This is a genomic window from Mesorhizobium sp. WSM4976 (assembly GCF_029625685.1).
Taxonomy (GTDB): Bacteria; Pseudomonadota; Alphaproteobacteria; order Rhizobiales; family Rhizobiaceae; genus Mesorhizobium.
Genome location: NZ_JARTVT010000011.1, coordinates 183,043 through 201,086, shown reverse-complemented (window position 1 = coordinate 201,086; position 18,044 = coordinate 183,043). Strand labels below are relative to the sequence as shown.

General features: G+C 60.7%; 14 protein-coding genes and 1 tRNA gene. 12 read left to right on the top strand and 3 right to left on the bottom strand.

The window, feature by feature from the left end; translation table 11 throughout:
- Positions 1-208 precede the first annotated feature (208 nt).
- The 7 genes from ccoG to P9272_RS15775 all read left to right on the top strand — a co-directional run bounded on the left by ccoG (position 209) and on the right by P9272_RS15775 (position 9,584).
- Entirely contained in the window at positions 209-1,768 is a 1,560-nt protein-coding gene (gene ccoG / locus P9272_RS15805) for a cytochrome c oxidase accessory protein CcoG (protein WP_063169222.1), read from the top strand.
- On the top strand, positions 1,765-2,262 hold the full coding sequence (locus P9272_RS15800) for a FixH family protein (protein ID WP_063169221.1): 498 nt from the start codon (positions 1,765-1,767) through the stop codon (positions 2,260-2,262). Before ccoG ends, P9272_RS15800 begins: the two co-directional genes overlap by 4 nt.
- Positions 2,259-4,538, top strand: coding sequence for a cation-translocating P-type ATPase (locus tag P9272_RS15795; protein ID WP_063169220.1), 2,280 nt, complete (start codon positions 2,259-2,261; stop codon positions 4,536-4,538). Before P9272_RS15800 ends, P9272_RS15795 begins: the two co-directional genes overlap by 4 nt.
- 5 nt (positions 4,539-4,543) lie before the next feature.
- On the top strand, positions 4,544-4,699 hold the full coding sequence (ccoS, locus tag P9272_RS15790) for a cbb3-type cytochrome oxidase assembly protein CcoS (protein ID WP_081714250.1): 156 nt from the start codon (positions 4,544-4,546) through the stop codon (positions 4,697-4,699).
- A 728-nt stretch (positions 4,700-5,427) separates the two neighbouring features.
- Entirely contained in the window at positions 5,428-6,045 is a 618-nt protein-coding gene (locus tag P9272_RS15785) for a hypothetical protein (protein ID WP_063169219.1), read from the top strand.
- A gap of 280 nt (positions 6,046-6,325) precedes the next feature.
- Positions 6,326-7,507, top strand: a complete 1,182-nt coding sequence (gene ubiM, locus P9272_RS15780) for a 5-demethoxyubiquinol-8 5-hydroxylase UbiM (protein WP_024502870.1) — start codon at positions 6,326-6,328, stop codon at positions 7,505-7,507.
- 175 nt (positions 7,508-7,682) lie between these two features.
- A complete protein-coding gene (locus P9272_RS15775; protein ID WP_082826564.1) occupies positions 7,683-9,584 on the top strand; it encodes an EAL domain-containing protein in 1,902 nt (633 codons plus the stop codon).
- 1,453 nt (positions 9,585-11,037) lie between these two features.
- Here the strand turns inward: P9272_RS15775 and P9272_RS15770 are convergent.
- The gene (locus tag P9272_RS15770) at positions 11,038-12,360 is read right to left on the bottom strand and encodes an integrase (RefSeq protein ID WP_063169217.1); all 1,323 of its coding nucleotides are present in this window, start codon (positions 12,358-12,360) and stop codon (positions 11,038-11,040) included.
- A gap of 114 nt (positions 12,361-12,474) precedes the next feature.
- Positions 12,475-12,564 (bottom strand) — tRNA-Ser (locus tag P9272_RS15765).
- 332 nt (positions 12,565-12,896) lie between these two features.
- Here P9272_RS15765 and P9272_RS15760 point away from each other — a divergent pair.
- From P9272_RS15760 to P9272_RS15750, 3 genes are all read left to right on the top strand, one after another.
- Positions 12,897-13,586: a 50S ribosomal protein L21 gene (locus tag P9272_RS15760; RefSeq protein ID WP_278161219.1), complete on the top strand. Its 690-nt coding sequence runs from the start codon at positions 12,897-12,899 to the stop codon at positions 13,584-13,586.
- A gap of 99 nt (positions 13,587-13,685) precedes the next feature.
- Positions 13,686-13,955 carry a 50S ribosomal protein L27 gene (gene rpmA / locus P9272_RS15755; protein WP_040991608.1) on the top strand — a complete coding sequence of 90 codons (270 nt, stop codon included), beginning with the start codon at positions 13,686-13,688 and terminating at the stop codon, positions 13,953-13,955.
- Between the two features lie 125 nt (positions 13,956-14,080).
- The gene (locus P9272_RS15750; protein ID WP_278161218.1) at positions 14,081-14,668 is read left to right on the top strand and encodes a GNAT family protein; all 588 of its coding nucleotides are present in this window, start codon (positions 14,081-14,083) and stop codon (positions 14,666-14,668) included.
- Positions 14,669-14,850: 182 nt separating this feature from the next.
- On the opposite strand, the gene P9272_RS15745 is transcribed toward P9272_RS15750, so the two are convergent.
- Entirely contained in the window at positions 14,851-15,714 is an 864-nt protein-coding gene (locus P9272_RS15745) for an endonuclease/exonuclease/phosphatase family protein (RefSeq protein WP_278161217.1), read from the bottom strand.
- Positions 15,715-15,864: 150 nt separating this feature from the next.
- Here P9272_RS15745 and obgE point away from each other — a divergent pair, with 150 nt between their 5' ends.
- Positions 15,865-16,902: a GTPase ObgE gene (obgE, locus tag P9272_RS15740; RefSeq protein WP_278161216.1), complete on the top strand. Its 1,038-nt coding sequence runs from the start codon at positions 15,865-15,867 to the stop codon at positions 16,900-16,902.
- The gene (gene proB, locus P9272_RS15735; protein ID WP_278161215.1) at positions 16,899-18,038 is read left to right on the top strand and encodes a glutamate 5-kinase; all 1,140 of its coding nucleotides are present in this window, start codon (positions 16,899-16,901) and stop codon (positions 18,036-18,038) included. The genes obgE and proB overlap by 4 nt, the downstream gene beginning before the upstream one ends.
- The last annotated feature ends 6 nt before the right edge of the window (positions 18,039-18,044 follow it).

Here is an 18,044-nt window from a genome sequence, read left to right as displayed (position 1 = left end):
TTTTTTTTTTTCTTTTTTTTTTTGTTGTTTTTATAATTTTTTTTTTTTTTTTTTTTTTCCCCCCCCCCCCCCCCCCGCGGCCGGGGCCGGGGGGCGCCCCCCCCCTCGACACCATCCCTAATGCGATCTGCACAACCCGGCAAGGCTATCCTACGGCGAGGCTTTACGACAGGTGCCCCTGACATTGGCTGGGAAAGTGGAGTTGCACATGCGTGACAAGACGCAGTTGACAGGGCTCGAAACAGAAACTGTCAATTCCGCCAAAACCCGCAAGCCGCTTTATGCCGCGCGTCAAAAGATCTTTCCGAAGCGCGCCTCGGGCAACTTTCGTCGCTTCAAATGGCTGGTGATGACGATCACACTTGGCATCTATTACCTGGCTGCGTGGCTGCCTTGGGCTCGCGGTCCATTTGCCCCGGACCAGGCAGTCCTGCTCGATCTCGCGAACCGGCGCTTCTACTTCTTCTTCATCGAGATATGGCCCCAGGAATTCTTCTATGTGGCCGGCCTCCTGGTCATGGCGGGCGTCGGTCTTTTCCTGATCACCTCGACTGTCGGCCGTGCCTGGTGCGGCTATGCATGCCCTCAGACGGTGTGGGTCGATCTGTTCCTCGTCGTCGAACGTGCGATAGAGGGCGACCGTAACGCTCGCATGAAACTCGATGCAGGCCCCTGGACCGCCCGCAAGCTGATGCTGCGCTTATCGAAGCACGCCGTCTGGCTGGTCATCGGTGCGGCGACCGGCGGCGCCTGGATTTTCTATTTTGCCGATGCGCCGACGCTGGTTGGCGAACTCTTCACCGGCACCGCGCCACCCGTCGCCTACATCACTGTCGCCGTGCTGACGGCTACCACCTACACGTTCGGCGGTCTGATGCGCGAGCAGGTCTGCACCTACATGTGCCCATGGCCGCGCATCCAGGCAGCGATGCTCGACGAAAGTTCTCTCACCGTCACCTACAATGACTGGCGCGGCGAACCGCGTTCTCGCCACGCCAAGAAGGTCCTTGCCGCAGGGCTGCCGGTCGGTGACTGCGTCGACTGCAATGCCTGCGTCGCGGTCTGCCCGATGGGGATCGACATCCGCGATGGCCAGCAGATGGAATGCATCACCTGCGCGCTGTGCATAGACGCCTGCGACGGGGTCATGGACAAGCTCGGCAAGGAGCGCGGGCTGATCTCCTATGCGACACTGTCCGACTACAACGCCAACATGATGCTGGCGACCGCGGGCGGCTCCAGTTCAGTCAACCCGTCGCAGGTCAGGACCGCTGATGGCCTGTTCTCCGACAAGGTGGCGCATTTCCATATCCGCAAGATCTTTCGGCCACGCACCTACGTCTACATGGGTATCTGGTCGCTGATCGGCCTGGGTCTGCTCTATTCGCTGCTGACGCGCGATCGGCTCGAAGTCAACGTGCTGCATGATCGCAATCCGCAATTTGTCACGCTGTCCGACGGCTCGATCCGCAACGGCTACACCGTCAAGCTGCTCAACATGATCCCCGAGCCAAGGACGATCGTTGTCGCGATTCAAGGCTTGCAGGGCGCCGAGATGAGCGTGGTCGGCGACGACATCCCGGAAGGCCGTTCTTTTGCCATTCCGGTCGAACCCGACCGCCTGAAAATGCTGAAGGTCTTCGTGCGCCAGCCGGCGGATCAAATCCAGGGCACAGCGCAGACCTTCAAGTTCCGTGTCGAGGACAAGGCGAGCTTCGAGGCGGACGAATACACCGCCACCTTCAACGCGCCGGAGACTGCCAGATGACCGCTAACGCTGAAAAACCCCGCGTATTCACCGGCAGGCACATGCTGGCCATCATCCTAGCCTTTTTCGGGGTGGTCATCGCGGTCAATCTGACGATGGCAACGCTCGCCAACACGAGCTGGACCGGCCTTGTCGTCGAAAACACCTATGTGGCGAGCCAGCAGTTCAACAAGAAGGCCGAGGAGGGGCGGGCGCAGGCAGCGCTCGGCTGGACCGGCAAGCTGACCATCGCATGGGGCGAGGTCCGCTATAGCCTTACCGACGCCGTCGGCAAGCCGATTGCCTTGCATGGCGTCAAGGTGCTGTTTCGCCATCCCGCCTACGAGAAAGAGGACAAGGCGGTCAACCTCGCCCTCGCCTCCGGCCAGGAATTCGCAGCCCAGCACATGCCGAAGGATGGCGTCTGGATCGTCGAAGTCGACGCTGACGCCGGTCTGGCCGAGCCCTACCGCGAAGTCCGCAGGATCATGATTTCCCATGGAGCGCTGAAATGAGTTGTTGTGCACCGGGCGCCGAAATGGCGCTTGATCTGGGCAGCACCACGTCGGTCCTGCCGTCTAGTCAAGAGATCAGGCTGGCGAGCCGATCGCTTGGAGATGATCTCCGCCAAACCGATCTTTCGGTGCCGAGCGTTCATTGCGCAGCTTGTATCCAGACGATCGAGACGGCGTTGGGAACGCTCGATCGCGTCGAGAGCGCCCGCGTCAACCTGTCGACGAAACGGGTCTCGGTCCGCTGGCGTGGCGACGAGGTTCCACCGTTCGTCGCCGCGCTTGGACGGCTCGGCTACCAGGCGCATCTCTTCGCCCCCGAGATTGATGAAAAGGACAGGACGCTTTCGGAGTTGATCCGCGCCGTCGCGGTTGCCGGGTTCGCGGCGGGCAATATCATGCTGCTTTCGGTCTCTGTCTGGTCCGGGGCCGAAGGGGCTACCCGCGACCTGTTTCACTGGGTCTCCGCATTGATCGCCATCCCAGCGCTCGCCTTCGCCGGCGGCATCTTCTTCCGCTCGGCCTGGAATGCACTGCGCCACGGCCGCATGAACATGGACGTGCCGATCGCGGTCGGAGTGTCGCTCGCTTACGCCATGAGCCTCTATGAGACGATCAACCATGGCGACCACGCCTATTTCGACGCGTCGGTTTCGCTGCTTTTTTTCCTTTTGATCGGCAGGACGCTGGATCACGTGATGCGCGAACGTGCCCGCACCGCGGTGAAAGGCCTGTCGCAGCTGGCCGCACGCGGCGCCATGGTGCTGCGCGGCGATGGCGCGCGCGACTATCTGCCGGTTGGCGAGATCGAACCGGGGATGCAGCTGCTGATCGCGGCCGGTGAAAGGATCCCCGTCGACGGCAAGATCATCCACGGAGCGTCTGATCTCGACTGCTCGCTGGCCTCAGGCGAAAGCGCGCCGAAAAACGTGGCGCCGGGCGAAGCCGTGCAGGCCGGCGTGCTCAATCTTACCGGCCCGCTGACGATCGAGGCGACCGCCGCCGCGAAGGATTCGTTCCTCGCCGAAATGGTTCGGCTGATGGAAGCCGCAGAGGGCGGTCGCGCGCACTATCGCCGCATCGCTGATCGCGTGTCGGCACTCTACGCGCCCGTGGTTCATCTCACCGCCTTCGTGACATTCCTGGGTTGGATGGCGGCGACGGGCGACTGGCACCGGGCGATGACGATCGCCATTGCCGTTCTGATCATCACCTGCCCGTGCGCGCTCGGCCTCGCCGTACCGATCGTTCAGGTGGTCGCCGCGCGGCGTCTGTTCGAGAACGGCATCATGGTCAAGGACGGTTCGGCCATGGAGCGCCTGGCGACGATTGATAACGCAGTGTTCGACAAGACCGGAACGCTCACGCTCGGACAACCCCGGCTCCTCAATGCATCGTCGATCGATCCGGCCATGCTGGCAATCGCGGCAGACATGGCCGCGCACTCGCGTCACCCGTTTTCAAAGGCCATAACCGGCTTTGCCGCTCCTGGCGGGCAACACAAATTCGATGCCGTCACAGAGCATCCGGGGTTCGGGATCGAAGCCACTGTCGCCGGAAGCATCTGGCGGCTGGGTCGACGCGGATGGGCTGGATGGAAGGCCCGGACCGGTGGTGAAGGCAACCATGGCTATGGCGGAACGGTGCTGACAAAAGACGGGTTCATTGTCGCGACCTTCGATTTCGAGGATGCGCTGCGCGCCGACGCGGCGGCGGCGATCAAGCGATTGAACGATACTGGGGTGTCGATGCAAATGCTGTCGGGCGATACCGCAGGTGCCTGCGGTGAAGTTGCAAGAATGCTGGGTGTCGAGGACTTCGTTCCGTGCCTGCTGCCGTCGGGCAAGGTCGAGCGCATCGAGACCCTGGCGAAAGACGGACACAAGGTTCTGATGGTTGGCGACGGCCTCAACGACACGCCGGCGCTGAGCGCGGCGCATGTCTCGATCGCTCCGGCCACCGCCGCCGACATTGGCCGCAATGCCGCCGACTTCGTATTCCTGCGCGAAAGCCTTCTGGCAGTGCCTCTCGCGCTGGACGTCTCGCGCAAGGCGGGACACCTGATCCGCCAGAACATCGCGATTGCGATCGTCTACAATGCCGTCGCCGTGCCGATCGCCATCCTGGGCCACGCCACGCCTTTGTTAGCGGCGATTGCCATGTCTGCCTCATCGGTGCTTGTTATTGGAAACGCATTGCGCTTGCACGGCTTCGGGGCGAATGCGACGCTGCAAGTTATTCAAAAAGTCGGACGCTCCGCAGTCAGCTATTCGGCATAATCCTCGTGACGACGTTGCTCTATCTCATACCAGTGGCCCTTTTTCTGGGTGCACTGGGTGTGTCCGGCTTCGTCTGGGCATTGCGAAGCGGTCAATACGAAGATCTCGACGGAGCCGCCGAGCGGATACTAATTGATCGGGACGACAAACCGGAACGCTGATTTCAATCCGCTGTGCATAAGATGCGCGGATCGCGCTCGTCAGTCGAGCCGGCTCGGTCGGGAACAAGCTGTCCATGCTCCATGCTCCATGCTCCATGCTCCATGCTCCATGACCATCTTGACCTAAGCTGCACACTACATTTGTGAAAAGCCTCTGTCGTGCGAAGGACTGCCTCCCATTGCACCCAGTATGAGGCGTGTGATGCCACGAGAGTACCTCGCGTGGCCGGACGAGAGCTTGGCAATGTGCGCACGGGTTCCAAAGTGGAACGTCACGGTCGATCACCTGACCGTGAACCGCCAGTGCCGATTGGTCATGTCTGGCTGATCCAGATCAGGGTCATACTCATCGGCGTGGTCTATTGACCAGTCTTCGACGGAGAAATGCATGACTTACGGAAAGATTGGTCGTCATTATCAGCACCTTCACGGTTCTGGGTTTTCTGTCGTGTGGTCGGCCATGCCTTGTGCTTACGGCGCAGCCATTAGCTGACCGGCGTCGTGTGTATCTCGCTTGCTGGCTGACCATCCGCGTGGCTTGCGCGGACAGGGGGCCGATCAACAGCTTTCGCCTTTGATGGGTTGTGTGCGTCGTTGCCGATCCATCCCGATTCCCGGCCCGCGCCTTGAGGCTATGCGACGGTACCGGAACCCAGCGCACGTCACGCGGTTCCGCGCGCGTGGTGTCCGCTCGTCACGACGATGAACGAACAAGCGGCTGGAGTACCATGAACACCGTACACATCATCGACTGCCACAATGCAAATGACTACTTCGCCGACAGGCAAGAGGGACCGATCGTGCAGCACTTGTTAAAGGCTGTCAACATCCGCGCGGAGCTCCAAATGGCGTTGAACCGAACGAAATTTGGTGAGGCTGTAGTACGAGCGATGGAGGCGGAGTGCGACGTGCTTCACATCGCCGGGCACGGCAATGGTGACGGGATCGCTTCGTCCAGTGGGCGAAGTGGCCTTCTTTGGGCTGACTTCGTAAAAATGTTCCAGGGCTCGCATCCAGCGCCGAAGATCCTCGTGATGTCAACGTGCTGCGGAGCATCATCGGGGTTGGGACGTGCGTTTTCGAAATCGATCAACCGTCCGAAGTTGATCATTGGTTCGAGTGACGCGCGCTATTTCGACGACTATGTCGCCGCGTGGGCTTTGCTCTATCGGCGACTGAATTGCAAGGACATCGACATCGAAGCCATGCAGCAGGTTCTTGATGAGATATGCGCGGTCGTGGATAAAAGTTTCCGCTACCTTGGCTGGGATGACGAGAGAGAGCGCTACGTTCGATACCCTCACCCTCGCAAGAGAGCCCGCTTCGACGTCGTGGAGCGTGAGTAGTATGCGCAAGGGTTCCAGGTGGAATGTGGCGATCGATGCGGCGCGGCCGTCGCTGACCAGCGTCGCGAGTGTCTCGCTTGCTGGCGGCGATCTGCGCGGCTGCGCGGCGAAAGGGCGGGATCGGTTAGCCGCATCCACCTCTGAGCGCTTTGAGTGCTTCGTTGCCGATCGATGCGAATCTCCCGGCCCAGCGCCTTTAGGCAATGCGGCGGGCACGGAGCTCATGTCACTCGGCTCAGTTCCACCGTTACACGAGGATAGGCGACCGGATGGCGGCACGCTGATGGGCTCTGACGATAATTTTGACATCGTTGTCGTTGGAGCCGGCCCGGTCGGCCTTTCGTTCGCTGCGTCGCTTGCCCAAAGCGAACTCAAGGTGGCAGTTGTTGAACAGAACACATTCGATAGTCTGGCGAATCCGGCTTTCGATGGTCGCGAAATCGCGCTGACCAACGCTTCGATCAGAACCCTTCGCGAGCTCGGCGCCTGGGATGTCATCCCGGCTTCGGACAAATCAGCACTTCAAGGCGCGCGCGTGCTCAACGGCTCGAGCGCATTCGCTCTTCGTTTCGATCCTCCCAGCAACTCTGGAGAACCGCTGGGGGTTTTGGTTCCAAATTGCCGGATCCGCGAGGCGCTGTTCAAAATCGTCCGCTTGCAGGATCGCGCCCGGCTGTTGTGCGGCCACTCGGTCGTCGATGCAACAAACAGCCAAGAAGGAGCAGTCGTAACGCTCTCTAATGGCGCGCGTTTAACTGCTCGGCTGGTTGTTGCCGCGGATTCGCGTTTGTCCGCCACGCGTGATCTGCTAGGCATCGGCGCCGATATCAACCGGCTTGGCCACTCGATGCTGATTTGCCGAGTGAGGCACGAGCGCGCCCACCACCAGATCGCCATCGAATGGTTCGATCACCATCAGACGATAGCGATATTGCCCCTCGCGGAGGGCATGTCGTCGCTGCTGCTCACATTGCGCTCAAACGAGGCCTATAGACTGCTTGCCTTCGATGATGATTTGTTCCTGTCGGAGTTGACGAAACGGTGTCGAGGGCGCCTTGGAAAAATGACCTTGGCAAGCAAGCGCCACACCTATCCGCTGGTCACGACCTGGGCGCACAAATTCCGGGCGCCGAGCGCCGCACTCATCGGCGACGCTGCCATCGGCATGCACCCGGTGACCGCTCACGGATTCAACATCGGTCTCAGCAGCCAGAAGCAACTCGCCCGTGGAATCATGACTGCGTGCCGCGACGGCCGCAATGTTGGCGACCCCGACATGCTGCATATATACGAAAGGCGGCTGCGCCTGTCGGCGGCGCCGCTCTACCATGCAACGAACATATTGGTTGGACTCTACTCCAGAGACCACCTGGCGGCACGGCTTGCAAGGCATCTGGGGCTTCGCTTTGCCCAACATGTTCCCCTTGTCCGGCATGGGATTTCGGCGGAGCTCCAGCGGTGATACTGCACCAGCAGTCGCATTTTTGCGCGTGCTGGGCGAGCGATGAGAGAGTGCATGATGCACCGGAGTAATCCTGCTCCCCGACGCTGATCTCCGATTGAAGAATTAACCCGTCCTTCAGGGGGGCTGCATAGGCTGCGGACAAGCAGGAGTAAGCAAGCTGACCCGTCCAGCCTTGGAAAAAGAAGATCCGCTGGAGGCGAGAATCCTTCAGGACCAGCTCGCTGATCTGAGGGCAGGCCTTTTCGTCTCAATGCCGATAAGCATTGTGCTGTCCGGGCTGATTTTGACCGTGCAGGCCCTTTCCGGGAACGGTCTTGCTGGCGCGGCCTGGTTTTCGGTCGTTAATGCGATAAATGCCGCCCGCCTTGCACTCGCCCGTCATCAGCTGAAGGAACCCGGAGTCCAGGATGATCTGACACGGGTTTGGCTGCGGCTTCGCTGGTTTGGCAGGCTTGCTCTTCTGGCGGGATTCACCTGGTCATTCCTTGCCGTCCTAACGGCTGGATACACGACGTCTCAAGCATCGCTGCATCTAATAATTCTGGCGGGCATTTCAGCTGGCGCGGTCACGTACGGCAGCTCATATGCTGCGGCAGCGATATGCTTCATCACACCGCCACTCCTCATTGCCGCCGCATGTTTGCTGACGAAGGGAGCCCCGGAAAACTACATTCTGGCTTTTGCCGTCCTGCTTTTCGAGGGCGGCCTGGTTCGATCCTCGTTCGTTGGACAAGCGCGCTTCCGTGACGCGAGCCGCCTGAGACATCAAGCCGAGCGGCTTGCCGCGGAAATGGAGCGCAATTCCAGGGAGGACCATCTTACCGCGCTCCTCAACAGGCGGGGCCTCGAACATGCAATCGATCAGTTTGAGAACACCGATGGACCCTTTGTGGCCATGCTGATTGATCTGGACGGGTTCAAATCTGTCAACGATACCTACGGTCACAGAACGGGTGACGAGCTGCTTGCCAGGATCGCCCGCCGAATAGAGGAAGAAGCACCGGAGGGCTCAACGCTCGCCCGCATCGGTGGGGATGAATTCGTGCTGGTTTTTTCTTCGCGAAAGAATTCTCCTTCTCCCACCAATCTCGCGTCCAATCTCATAGCCAAGCTTGCTCGCCCCTATCCTGGGATCGCATCAGTCCGCATTGGAGCGTCTATAGGAATCTACTTGGCTGAAAACCCCGGACTAACGGAAATGTTGTTGCGGGCCGACATCGCCCTTTACACAGCTAAGCGCCGCGGCAGGAATGAATTTTGTCTGTTCGATGCCGAGCTAGCCCGGGAGTTGCAACGCCGCCAGTCAATCGAACGCGATCTTCATTCGGCGATAACGATGAGAAGCTTGGTCGCTTGGTTTCAGCCAATCGTAAGACTCGAAACTGAAGCCGTCGTCAGTTTTGAAGCCTTGCTAAGATGGTCTCACCCGCTTCACGGTCCCATTTCTCCGCCCGAGATCATGACAGCGGCACGCGAAACTGGAATGCTTCAGCTGCTAACTCAAACGGTATTCGCCGACTGTTGCGCTCTTATCGAGGGCTTGGTCAAAGCTGACCGTCGTGATGTTCGTGTGGCGATGAATGTTTCACCGTGCGAGTTGGAAGCTGGCGATATTGACGAGATGATTCTTAATGGTCTGGCGGCAAAAGACCTCCCTGCAACGATGTTCGACATCGAGATTACCGAAGAAGCCCCAGTGGATCCGGACAGAGTGGATGAAAAGCTCGCCCGGCTTTCACATGCTGGCATTTCTATCGCGCTCGATGACTTCGGCACCGGTTTTTCGACGTTGGCATCGCTCAAGGACAGTCGGATCAGGAAGGTGAAAATAGATCAGGGCTTCGTTCGCGGCTTAGCCAAGTCCCGGGAGAATCGGCTGCTTGTCAAAGCGGTGATTGATCTTGGTAGGACGCTCGGGATCGAGGTCATGGCCGAGGGCGTTGAAACAGAGGCAGATCGGCAAACTCTGTACAAGCTTGGCTGCAGAACCGCGCAGGGCTTCCTGTTCTCTAAGGCAGTGCCTCTCCATTTGGCACTTGATTCGGTAGTAAAAGAGCACGCGAAGGAGTTGTGACCGGCCTCTCCGTCCGTGCTGCTCGCGGAACTTTCATGTGGGGTGGACCTGACGCGCGAAAGCCGTTTCGGACGGTAGAGTTATTACGGGGGCGAAACTGAGCACGTGGTTTGGATAGCAGCAATCCGGTCCACCGGCGCACATGCAGCGGCTTCATACAAGCGTTCAAGTTGCGAGATGAGCTTGAGTGAACGACGTCGGAGAATTGCGTCCTTTGGACGCTGGTTTCGCGGTTCCCGTAGGATTCGATTACGGGAAGCGTTCTTGGCTGCTTCTCGGCTCAGCGCTCATCGGGATGAACAACGTACCCGCGGTCAAGGTCTTCGCGACCTCAACCCAGTCACCATCCCGCAACAGCAGCGGTCGGGTCCTGATCAAGCGCTCAGCCTCAGCACAGGTGCTGGAGCAACGGTAGAGCGCGGAAAACGTGTATCGGAATGCGCTGGCTCACCATAGGAAGCTGCCACGGCATGTCGAATGTCCCCAGGGGGCGGACCGTTCCCTTGCATTTGTCTCGATGACGGGCTCTCAAAGCTAAAGCCAAGAGAGCTTTATAAAAATCGCACCCGATCGGCTGCGCAACGACGACCAGCTGAGGCCCGATCGGGTGCTAAGGTCGTGCCAAAAAAGGCGCGTCACTGTCGCATTTCTAGCCGGCTTGCGATCGGACGTCATCTCTTGGCGATCGCTGCCCCTTCTCTCAAATGCGCTTAGCGGCGCCGATGGCGAATAGCGCAAGCTTTTCCACCCGTTTCTACTCCACTACCGAGACTCGTCACCAACCTCCTTTTATTCGCTTCCATATGGCCCATCCTGTCTCCAATCGAGGAGGAGCGCGAACATGGGCCAAGCCGTAGAACGTCTCAGTCTCGGGAATTCTTCTGCTCGCCAAACTGCCGTTGTCGCCGGCACCATATTTGGCAGGGTGACAGTGCACGACAAGATATCAGGCGTTCTTGTCTGGGCTGAACTATGCTTGCAAGCCATAACCCAAAAATCGCCGATCCCTTTGAATTCGAGCCGGATGAATGGGTGTTTCAAAATTTTTGGCGGTTTTAGGCAGAACCCTCCGATGGCCCGCGTACCGGTCAAGCTTCGTGAGCACTTTAGGTTCGTCGATCAGGCATAGGTTTCTTTCCCATGCCACATGCTGGCCGTTTGCCTAGTTCGGAAGCCCTCGAGAGGCGTTGCTCGTCTTGGTATGGCGTCGCCCCTTTTTCCGATCCATCGGCCACGGAGCTAGAATGGTGTCTAGCTGTTGCCGCCTACTTGGTCATCCGGCATGGAGATGCCTATATACCGACCTTCGAAAGGCTGGAATACGAGGTCGAACAAATGCGGCGGAAGCTCGGAAATCGCGAGCGAGCGCAGCGCGTGCTGGCCACGCTCAACCTAAATGGCTCGGACAGCTGGAGCCGTGAGGTTGGTTCTCAAGGCCTGGATGGCGCCGCAATCACATTCGCCCGGGCGGGGTAAAAGCGATTTTTTGGAGCCACTCGCGCTTTTGCGCTAACGAAGGTCCCGCGCCGTATTTGGGCCGGATCCATTTGTGGCCCATCAGAGAAGCAATTACCTTCTCCGGCGCCTCAACTGCCGTCAGCCGGTCCTCGAAAGTGTGTCGCAGGCTATAAAGACTATGCTCGGAAGTCGGCAGAAGTTCCTTGCTGGCGAGCACCTTGTTGACGAGCGCTGAAAGTGACGCGGCCTTGTCGCGATAACGAGGAAAGCCGTCCGGATGGAGCTTGATGGCTGCAAGTGCGCCGCCAACCAAGGGAATGTCACGGGCTGAATGACCGGTCTTCAAGCGACGGCCATTGGGGCGCACCCGCACATGCGGGATTTCTCGATCGAGGTGGATTGTTTCGGTGGTGAGGTTTGCCGCTTCAGAAAGCCTGAGTCCGGTATCGGCAATCACATAGATTAGATGGCGGGCTTCGTCATTGAGTCCGTCGAGCGCGCCTTCAGCGAGTATCTTCTCCTGAATGAACTCCGCTGTGAACGCAGCGCGTTGCCCGGGGACGGCGCCGGAAAGACGCAGGTTTCGAAAAACCGGCTCCAGCTTGAGCTGGTGAGTCAGATCGACGACGCGCAGCATTTTCGAAACATGGCCGATGTCCTTGTTGGCCGTACCGATATCAAGTCCATCCTCAACGATCCGCTTTTGCCACCACTCGCGGAACGCGATTGCGTCGTCCCGAGTGAGGCTTGCGATCTCCTTGTCGCCAATGACTCCAACCAGATTGGCAACTGCGCGCTTTTTGGGGTTACGCCATTTCTTGATTTGGTTGGGCGACATGGTCAGCAAGTTCTGTTGCTCGATCGTCTCGAATTCCTTGATAAGACCGCTCAGGCGGACCGCTGGCCGCTTCTCCCCACCCATGACGGCCGAGACGTCCTGCGCGTCCTCGATCGATTTTTTGTCGAGGAGCAGCTTGATACGGGCCATGAGTTCGTCGAGCGGCCCCGCTGCTAGTTCCTCGTTAGTGCGATAGGCCAATCCAAATGACCGCGCGCGCTTCCTCGCGGCTTCGAAACGCAGCCCCGCCTCGGCGGATTGGCCTTCCCGCAGTCTACGCCAATACGCCTCCAGCCCCGCGCCGAGGCTTTGCACTGCATCTCGCGCCCGTACACCGCGGGGATCGTCAGCCACGGCGACGCCCGTGGAAATGCGTACTAGGCAGCGGCGATCAAACGCCGCGAATTCCTTCGGCACCCTGCGGACGAGATACCAGATGCCTTCACGTTTATGCGGCTTTGGCGCTGCGGAACGTCGCATTATCTTTCTCTAATGTTACACAGTTTGTTACACAGTCTAAGATATGTTTCGCTTCGTGCTGGTCAAGCGCAACAAGGAAGCTTTTGAAAGGAAAGGATTTTTATGGAAGCTAAATGGCGGAGAGGGAGGGATTCGAACCCCCGATACCCTTGCGAGTATGCCGCATTTCGAGTGCGGTGCATTCGACCACTCTGCCACCTCTCCGCGAGGTCATGGTCGGCCGTTGCCGGCGCGGCGCACTAGATAACGGCTGACCGCTGGAGTTACAAGGCCCTATTCGAGCGAATTCCAGCTTCCTAGAAAAGCGACGCCGACTGCGCCTGCGTCTCCTTTGCCGGCGGCGTGGCCAAGGGGTATCGTCCAGGACAAGCCTGCTGCTTGCCTTGACTCCGGGGCAACCTTCGGTTAGGGACAGCCCGCATTCGGCGTGGAGGCTCTTCCGCGCCGCTTGTTTTTTGAACCCGCAGACTGACAAAAAGACGGCCGAACCGCCCGAGGCGGTTCATAGAGGCCGACCGAACAGCGAAAGGCAAAAAATGTTCGCAGTCATCAAAACGGGCGGCAAGCAGTATCGCGTCGCCGCCAACGATCTCCTGAAGATCGAGAAAGTCGAAGCCAAGGTCGGCGATATCGTCGAGATCGGCAATGTGCTCGCGCATGGCGAGGGCGAGAATGTCACCTTCGGCGCGCCGTTCGTCGATGGCGCTCTGGTCACGGCGGAAGTCGTCGAGCAGGGCAAGAACCGCACCGTCATCGCTTTCAAGAAGCGCCGCCGCCAGAATTCGCGCCGCAAGATCGGCCACCGCCAGCTTCTGACCACCGTCCGGATCGCCGAGATCCTGCTGGGTGGCGCCAAGCCGTCGAAGAAGGCCGCGAAGCCGGAAGCAAAGGCAGAGGCCAAGGCTGAAGTCGCCGAGGCGAAGGCCGAGGTGGCTGCGAAGGAGCCGAAGGCCAAGAAGGAAACCAAGGCAGAGGCCGCTGCCGGCGAAGAGGCAAAGGCCGCGCCGCTGTTCAAGGCCCCGAAGGGCGAGCCGGATGACCTGACCGTGATCAAGGGCATCGGCCCGGTCGCGGCGAAGGACCTCGCCGAGCAGGGCATCGTCACCTTCGCGCAGCTTGCCAAGCTCAGCGACAAGGACGTCGCCAAGATCGACGAGCACATGCCGTTCAGCGCCGACCAGATCAAGGACTGGCGCGAGCAGGCGAAGGAACTGGCGAAGAAGTAATTTTTCCGGCGACGATCGTCGCCGGTACGGACTTGAAACGGAACGCGAACGCGTTCATAAGACCATTCAAGCGCCTCAGGGCGCATCGGAGTTAGTCAAATGGCACACAAGAAAGCTGGCGGTTCGTCGCGCAACGGGCGCGATTCGCACTCCAAGCGTCTGGGCGTGAAGAAGTTCGGCGGCGAAGCCGTCGTCGCCGGCAACATCATCATTCGTCAGCGCGGCACGCAATGGCATCCGGGCACCAATGTTGGCATGGGCACGGACCACACCCTTTTTGCGCTCGAAGCCGGCGCAGTCACCTTCAACAAAAAAGCCAACGGCCGAACCTACGTATCGGTGAACCCGATTACCAAAGCAGCGGAGTAGCCGGTTCCGCACCATAACACCGGCGCCCATCTCGGGAACCGGTGTCTGGCCAGGCCAGAAAAGGATCAGGAGAGATGGGCTTGCCCTCTCTCCTTTTTCATTTTTTCTTGCCCTGGAGGACTAAAATGGTTGCCGAAGCGGAAGACACCGAAGACGAAAGTTACGCGATCGATTGCCCGGTGCTGGCCACCGAGCGGCTGGTCATGCGCGCCCCGCGCGAGAGCGATCTCGAGCAACTCGTCACGCTTGCTGACAACCGACATGTCGCCGAAATGCTGGCCCGCATGCCGCACCCCTATGGCGAAGCGGAAGCGCGCACGTTCCTTGCCATGGCGGCGTCGCGGCGCGCCGGCATCGTCTATGCCCTGACGCTCAAGGAGAACGACTCTTTCGTCGGCTGCGCCGGCCTGAACACGACCGATCGCGGCCTGGAGCTCGGCTATTGGATCGGCGAGCCCTACTGGAAGCGCGGCTATGCCACCGAGGCCGCGCATGCCCTGGTCGACCTCGCCTTCCAGCGGACCTCGATCCAGGTGCTGCATGCCTCGACCCGAGTGATCAACCCGGCCTCGCGGCGGGTGATCCACAAATGCGGCTTCCAGTATGCCGGCCAGGGCATGCTGAACTCGATCGTCGCCGGCCAGGTGCCGGTCGAGCGGTATCGGCTCGACAGGAAGACGTGGAATAGTCTTCGCAACTGGATCCACTATTGATCGGCGCTTCGGAAGGGTGAAGCGGCGCGGCCTCACCCGGATTGCCAGCCGAATTGCAAAGGGCAATTCGGGGGCAATCCGACCTCTCCCCGAGGGGAGAGGATCAGGTCAGCGCCGGCGCCAACTTCTTCTCCCGTTGGGGAAAGGTGGCCGCGTAGTGGCCGGTGAGGGGCGTCCGAAGCTCAGCTTAGTTCGGCCCAGAGCGGCAAGTGGTCGGAGCCGACGGCGTCGCTATCGGACCATAGGCGCTTCAGAGATCTGGCGAGCGAGGCGCTGGTGAAGATGTAGTCGATGCATTTGTGGCGGCTTTTGTCGGCAGGCCGTTCAGGATCGACCCATGTGACGAGGTCGGCAACGGCAAGACGCTGGGCGACGTCGACGGCGAGATCGGCGGTCAGCGGCATGCCGAACTCATGATCCGGGCGGCCGGCAAGCTCGACATATTCGGACGACCCCGGCAGCATGTTGAAGTCGCCCATGACGACGAAGGCTTCCGGGTAGGGCAGGTCCGGCAGGCCGATCTCGGGAATGCCCGACAGGCCGCCGCCCTCCAGCGCGTAGTTCAGAAGGCGCTGGCGCAGGAAACGGATCTGGCCCTGGCGCTCGACCGGGCTGCGATGGTCTAGATGGGTGGAGTAGAAGCGGATGAAGCCAAGCGGCGTCTCGACCAGCGCCTCGAGCGCGCCACGCTGGAAGTTCATGGTCTCGAGGCTACGGCTGCGCGGCAGAAGGAGATTGCGCGACAGATGAATGGGCGTCGTCGACAGCACCATGTTGCCGAGTTGGAAGGAGGTCGATATGGCGCGGCCGTTCTCCAGGCGCGAGCCGATATTGACCTCGAAATTGCTGCCATAGGCGGCGAAATATTCGGGCAGCGCCTCGCAGATCTCGGCCACCATGTCGCGACCGCCATTGCGCGGGTTATTGCGGGTCACTTCCTGCAGCGCGATCACATCGGCGCCGCGCACGGCATCGGCGATGCGGCCGACATCGTATTTGCCGTCAAGGCCGATGCCATACTGGATGTTGTAGGTGACGATCTTCATTCCTGTGCCCCTCCAGTCACGTCCCCGTAACAGTGCTACCGCGTCCTTGGCAAAAGGGCACCCGGCGCTTTAGTCGCAAAACGGGCCTCGCCCTTGACCTCGCCTTGGTTTAGAGCAATCCCGCAAGCGCAACAGCAGAAACTCGAAACGATGAAATTCCTCGACCAGGCCAAGGTTTATATCCGCTCCGGCGATGGCGGCGCCGGATCGGTGTCGTTCCGGCGCGAGAAATTCATCGAGTTCGGCGGCCCGGATGGCGGCGACGGCGGCCGCGGCGGCGATGTCTGGGCAGAAGCGGTCGACGGGCTGAACACGCTGATCGACTATCGCTACCAGCAGCATTTCAAGGCCAAGACCGGCATGCACGGCATGGGCCGCAACATGACCGGCGCCAAGGGCGCTGACATCACGCTGAAAGTGCCGGCCGGCACGCAGATCTTCGCCGAGGACAATGAGACGCTGATCTGCGACCTGACCGTGGTCGGCCAGCGCTTCCTGCTGGCCAAGGGTGGCAATGGCGGCTTCGGCAACCAGCATTTCAAGACCTCGACCAACCAGGCGCCACGCCGCGCCAATCCCGGCCAGCCTGGCGAGGAGCTCAGCATTTGGCTCCGGCTCAAGCTGATCGCAGATGCCGGCCTCGTCGGCCTGCCCAATGCCGGCAAGTCGACTTTCCTGGCCGCCGTCACCGCGGCCAAGCCGAAGATCGCCGACTATCCGTTCACCACGCTCTATCCGGGCTTGGGCGTCGCCCGCATCGATGGCCGCGAATTCGTGCTGGCCGACATTCCAGGCCTGATCGAGGGCGCGCATGAGGGCGTCGGCATTGGCGACCGTTTCCTCGGCCATGTCGAGCGCACGCGCGTGTTGCTTCATCTGGTCTCGGCGCAGGAGGAAAGCCCCGGCAAGGCCTACAAGACGGTGCGCGCCGAGCTTGAGGCCTATGGCCATGGACTGGCGGAGAAAGCCGAGATCGTCGCGCTGAGCCAAGTCGACATCCTCGACGCCGACGCCCGCAAGAAGAAAGCAGCCTCGCTGAAGCGCGCCGCCGGCCGCGCGCCGATGCTTCTGTCGGCCGTCACCGGTGAGGGCGTCGAGGCGGTGCTGCGGGCCTTGATGGCGGTGGTGGCTGAAGCCCGCGACGCCGTGCCGGCTGCCGTCGACACGCGCTGGCAGCCATCACGATGAAGTCGCTCAAATCCTACAAACGCATCACGGTGAAGATCGGCTCGGCGCTACTCGTCGACCGCGCGACGGGCTTGAAGCGCGACCGGCTGACCTCGCTTGCCGACGACATAGCGGTACTCGCCAATGCCGGCGCGGAAGTGCTGGTCGTATCCTCCGGCGCCATCGCGCTCGGCCGCACCATTCTCGGTCTCGGCAAGCGCGCGCTGAAGCTCGAGGAGAGTCAGGCCGCCGCCGCCGTCGGCCAGATCGCGCTTGCCGGCGCCTGGTCGGACGCGCTCGGCAAGGATGGACTGAAATCGGGTCAGATCCTCTTGACGCTTGGCGACACCGAGGAACGCCGCCGCTACCTCAACGCGCGCGCGACGATCTCGACGTTGCTCAAGATGAAGGCGGTGCCGGTCATCAACGAGAACGACACGGTGGCGACCTCGGAAATCCGCTATGGCGACAATGACCGCCTGGCCGCGCGAGTGGCGACCATGATGGGCGCGGATCTGCTTGTGCTGCTTTCCGACATCGACGGGCTCTACACCGCGCCGCCGGCCAAGGACCCGCAGGCAAAGTTCATTCCGGTGGTCGATCGCATCACGCCCGACATCGAGGCGATGGCGGGCGCCGCCGCGTCCGAGCTGTCGCGCGGCGGCATGCGGACAAAACTCGATGCCGGCAAGATCGCCAATGCTGCCGGCACGGCGATGGTCATCACCTCGGGCACAAGGCTGTCGCCGCTGATGGCGATCGAACGCGGTGAGCGCGCGACCTTCTTCAAGCCGAGCGCCAATCCGGTGAAGGGCTACAAGACCTGGATCGCCGGGCAGCTCGAGCCGGCCGGCCGGCTCACCGTGGACGCCGGCGCCATCGGCGCGCTGAAATCCGGCAAGTCTTTGCTGCCGGCGGGCGTAAAGCTGGTCAGCGGCAATTTCTCGCGCGGCGACACGGTGGCGATCCTGTCGCCGGAGGGCCGAGAGATCGCGCGCGGGCTGGTTGCCTATGATGCCGCCGATGCCGTAAGGATCGCGGGTCTGAAGACGGCCGAGATCGAAAACGTGCTCGGCTACGAGGCGCGTTCGGCGATGATTCATCGCGACGACCTTGTGGTAAGCGTTGTCGGCGACCAAGTATTGGCCGACGACTAAGTATTG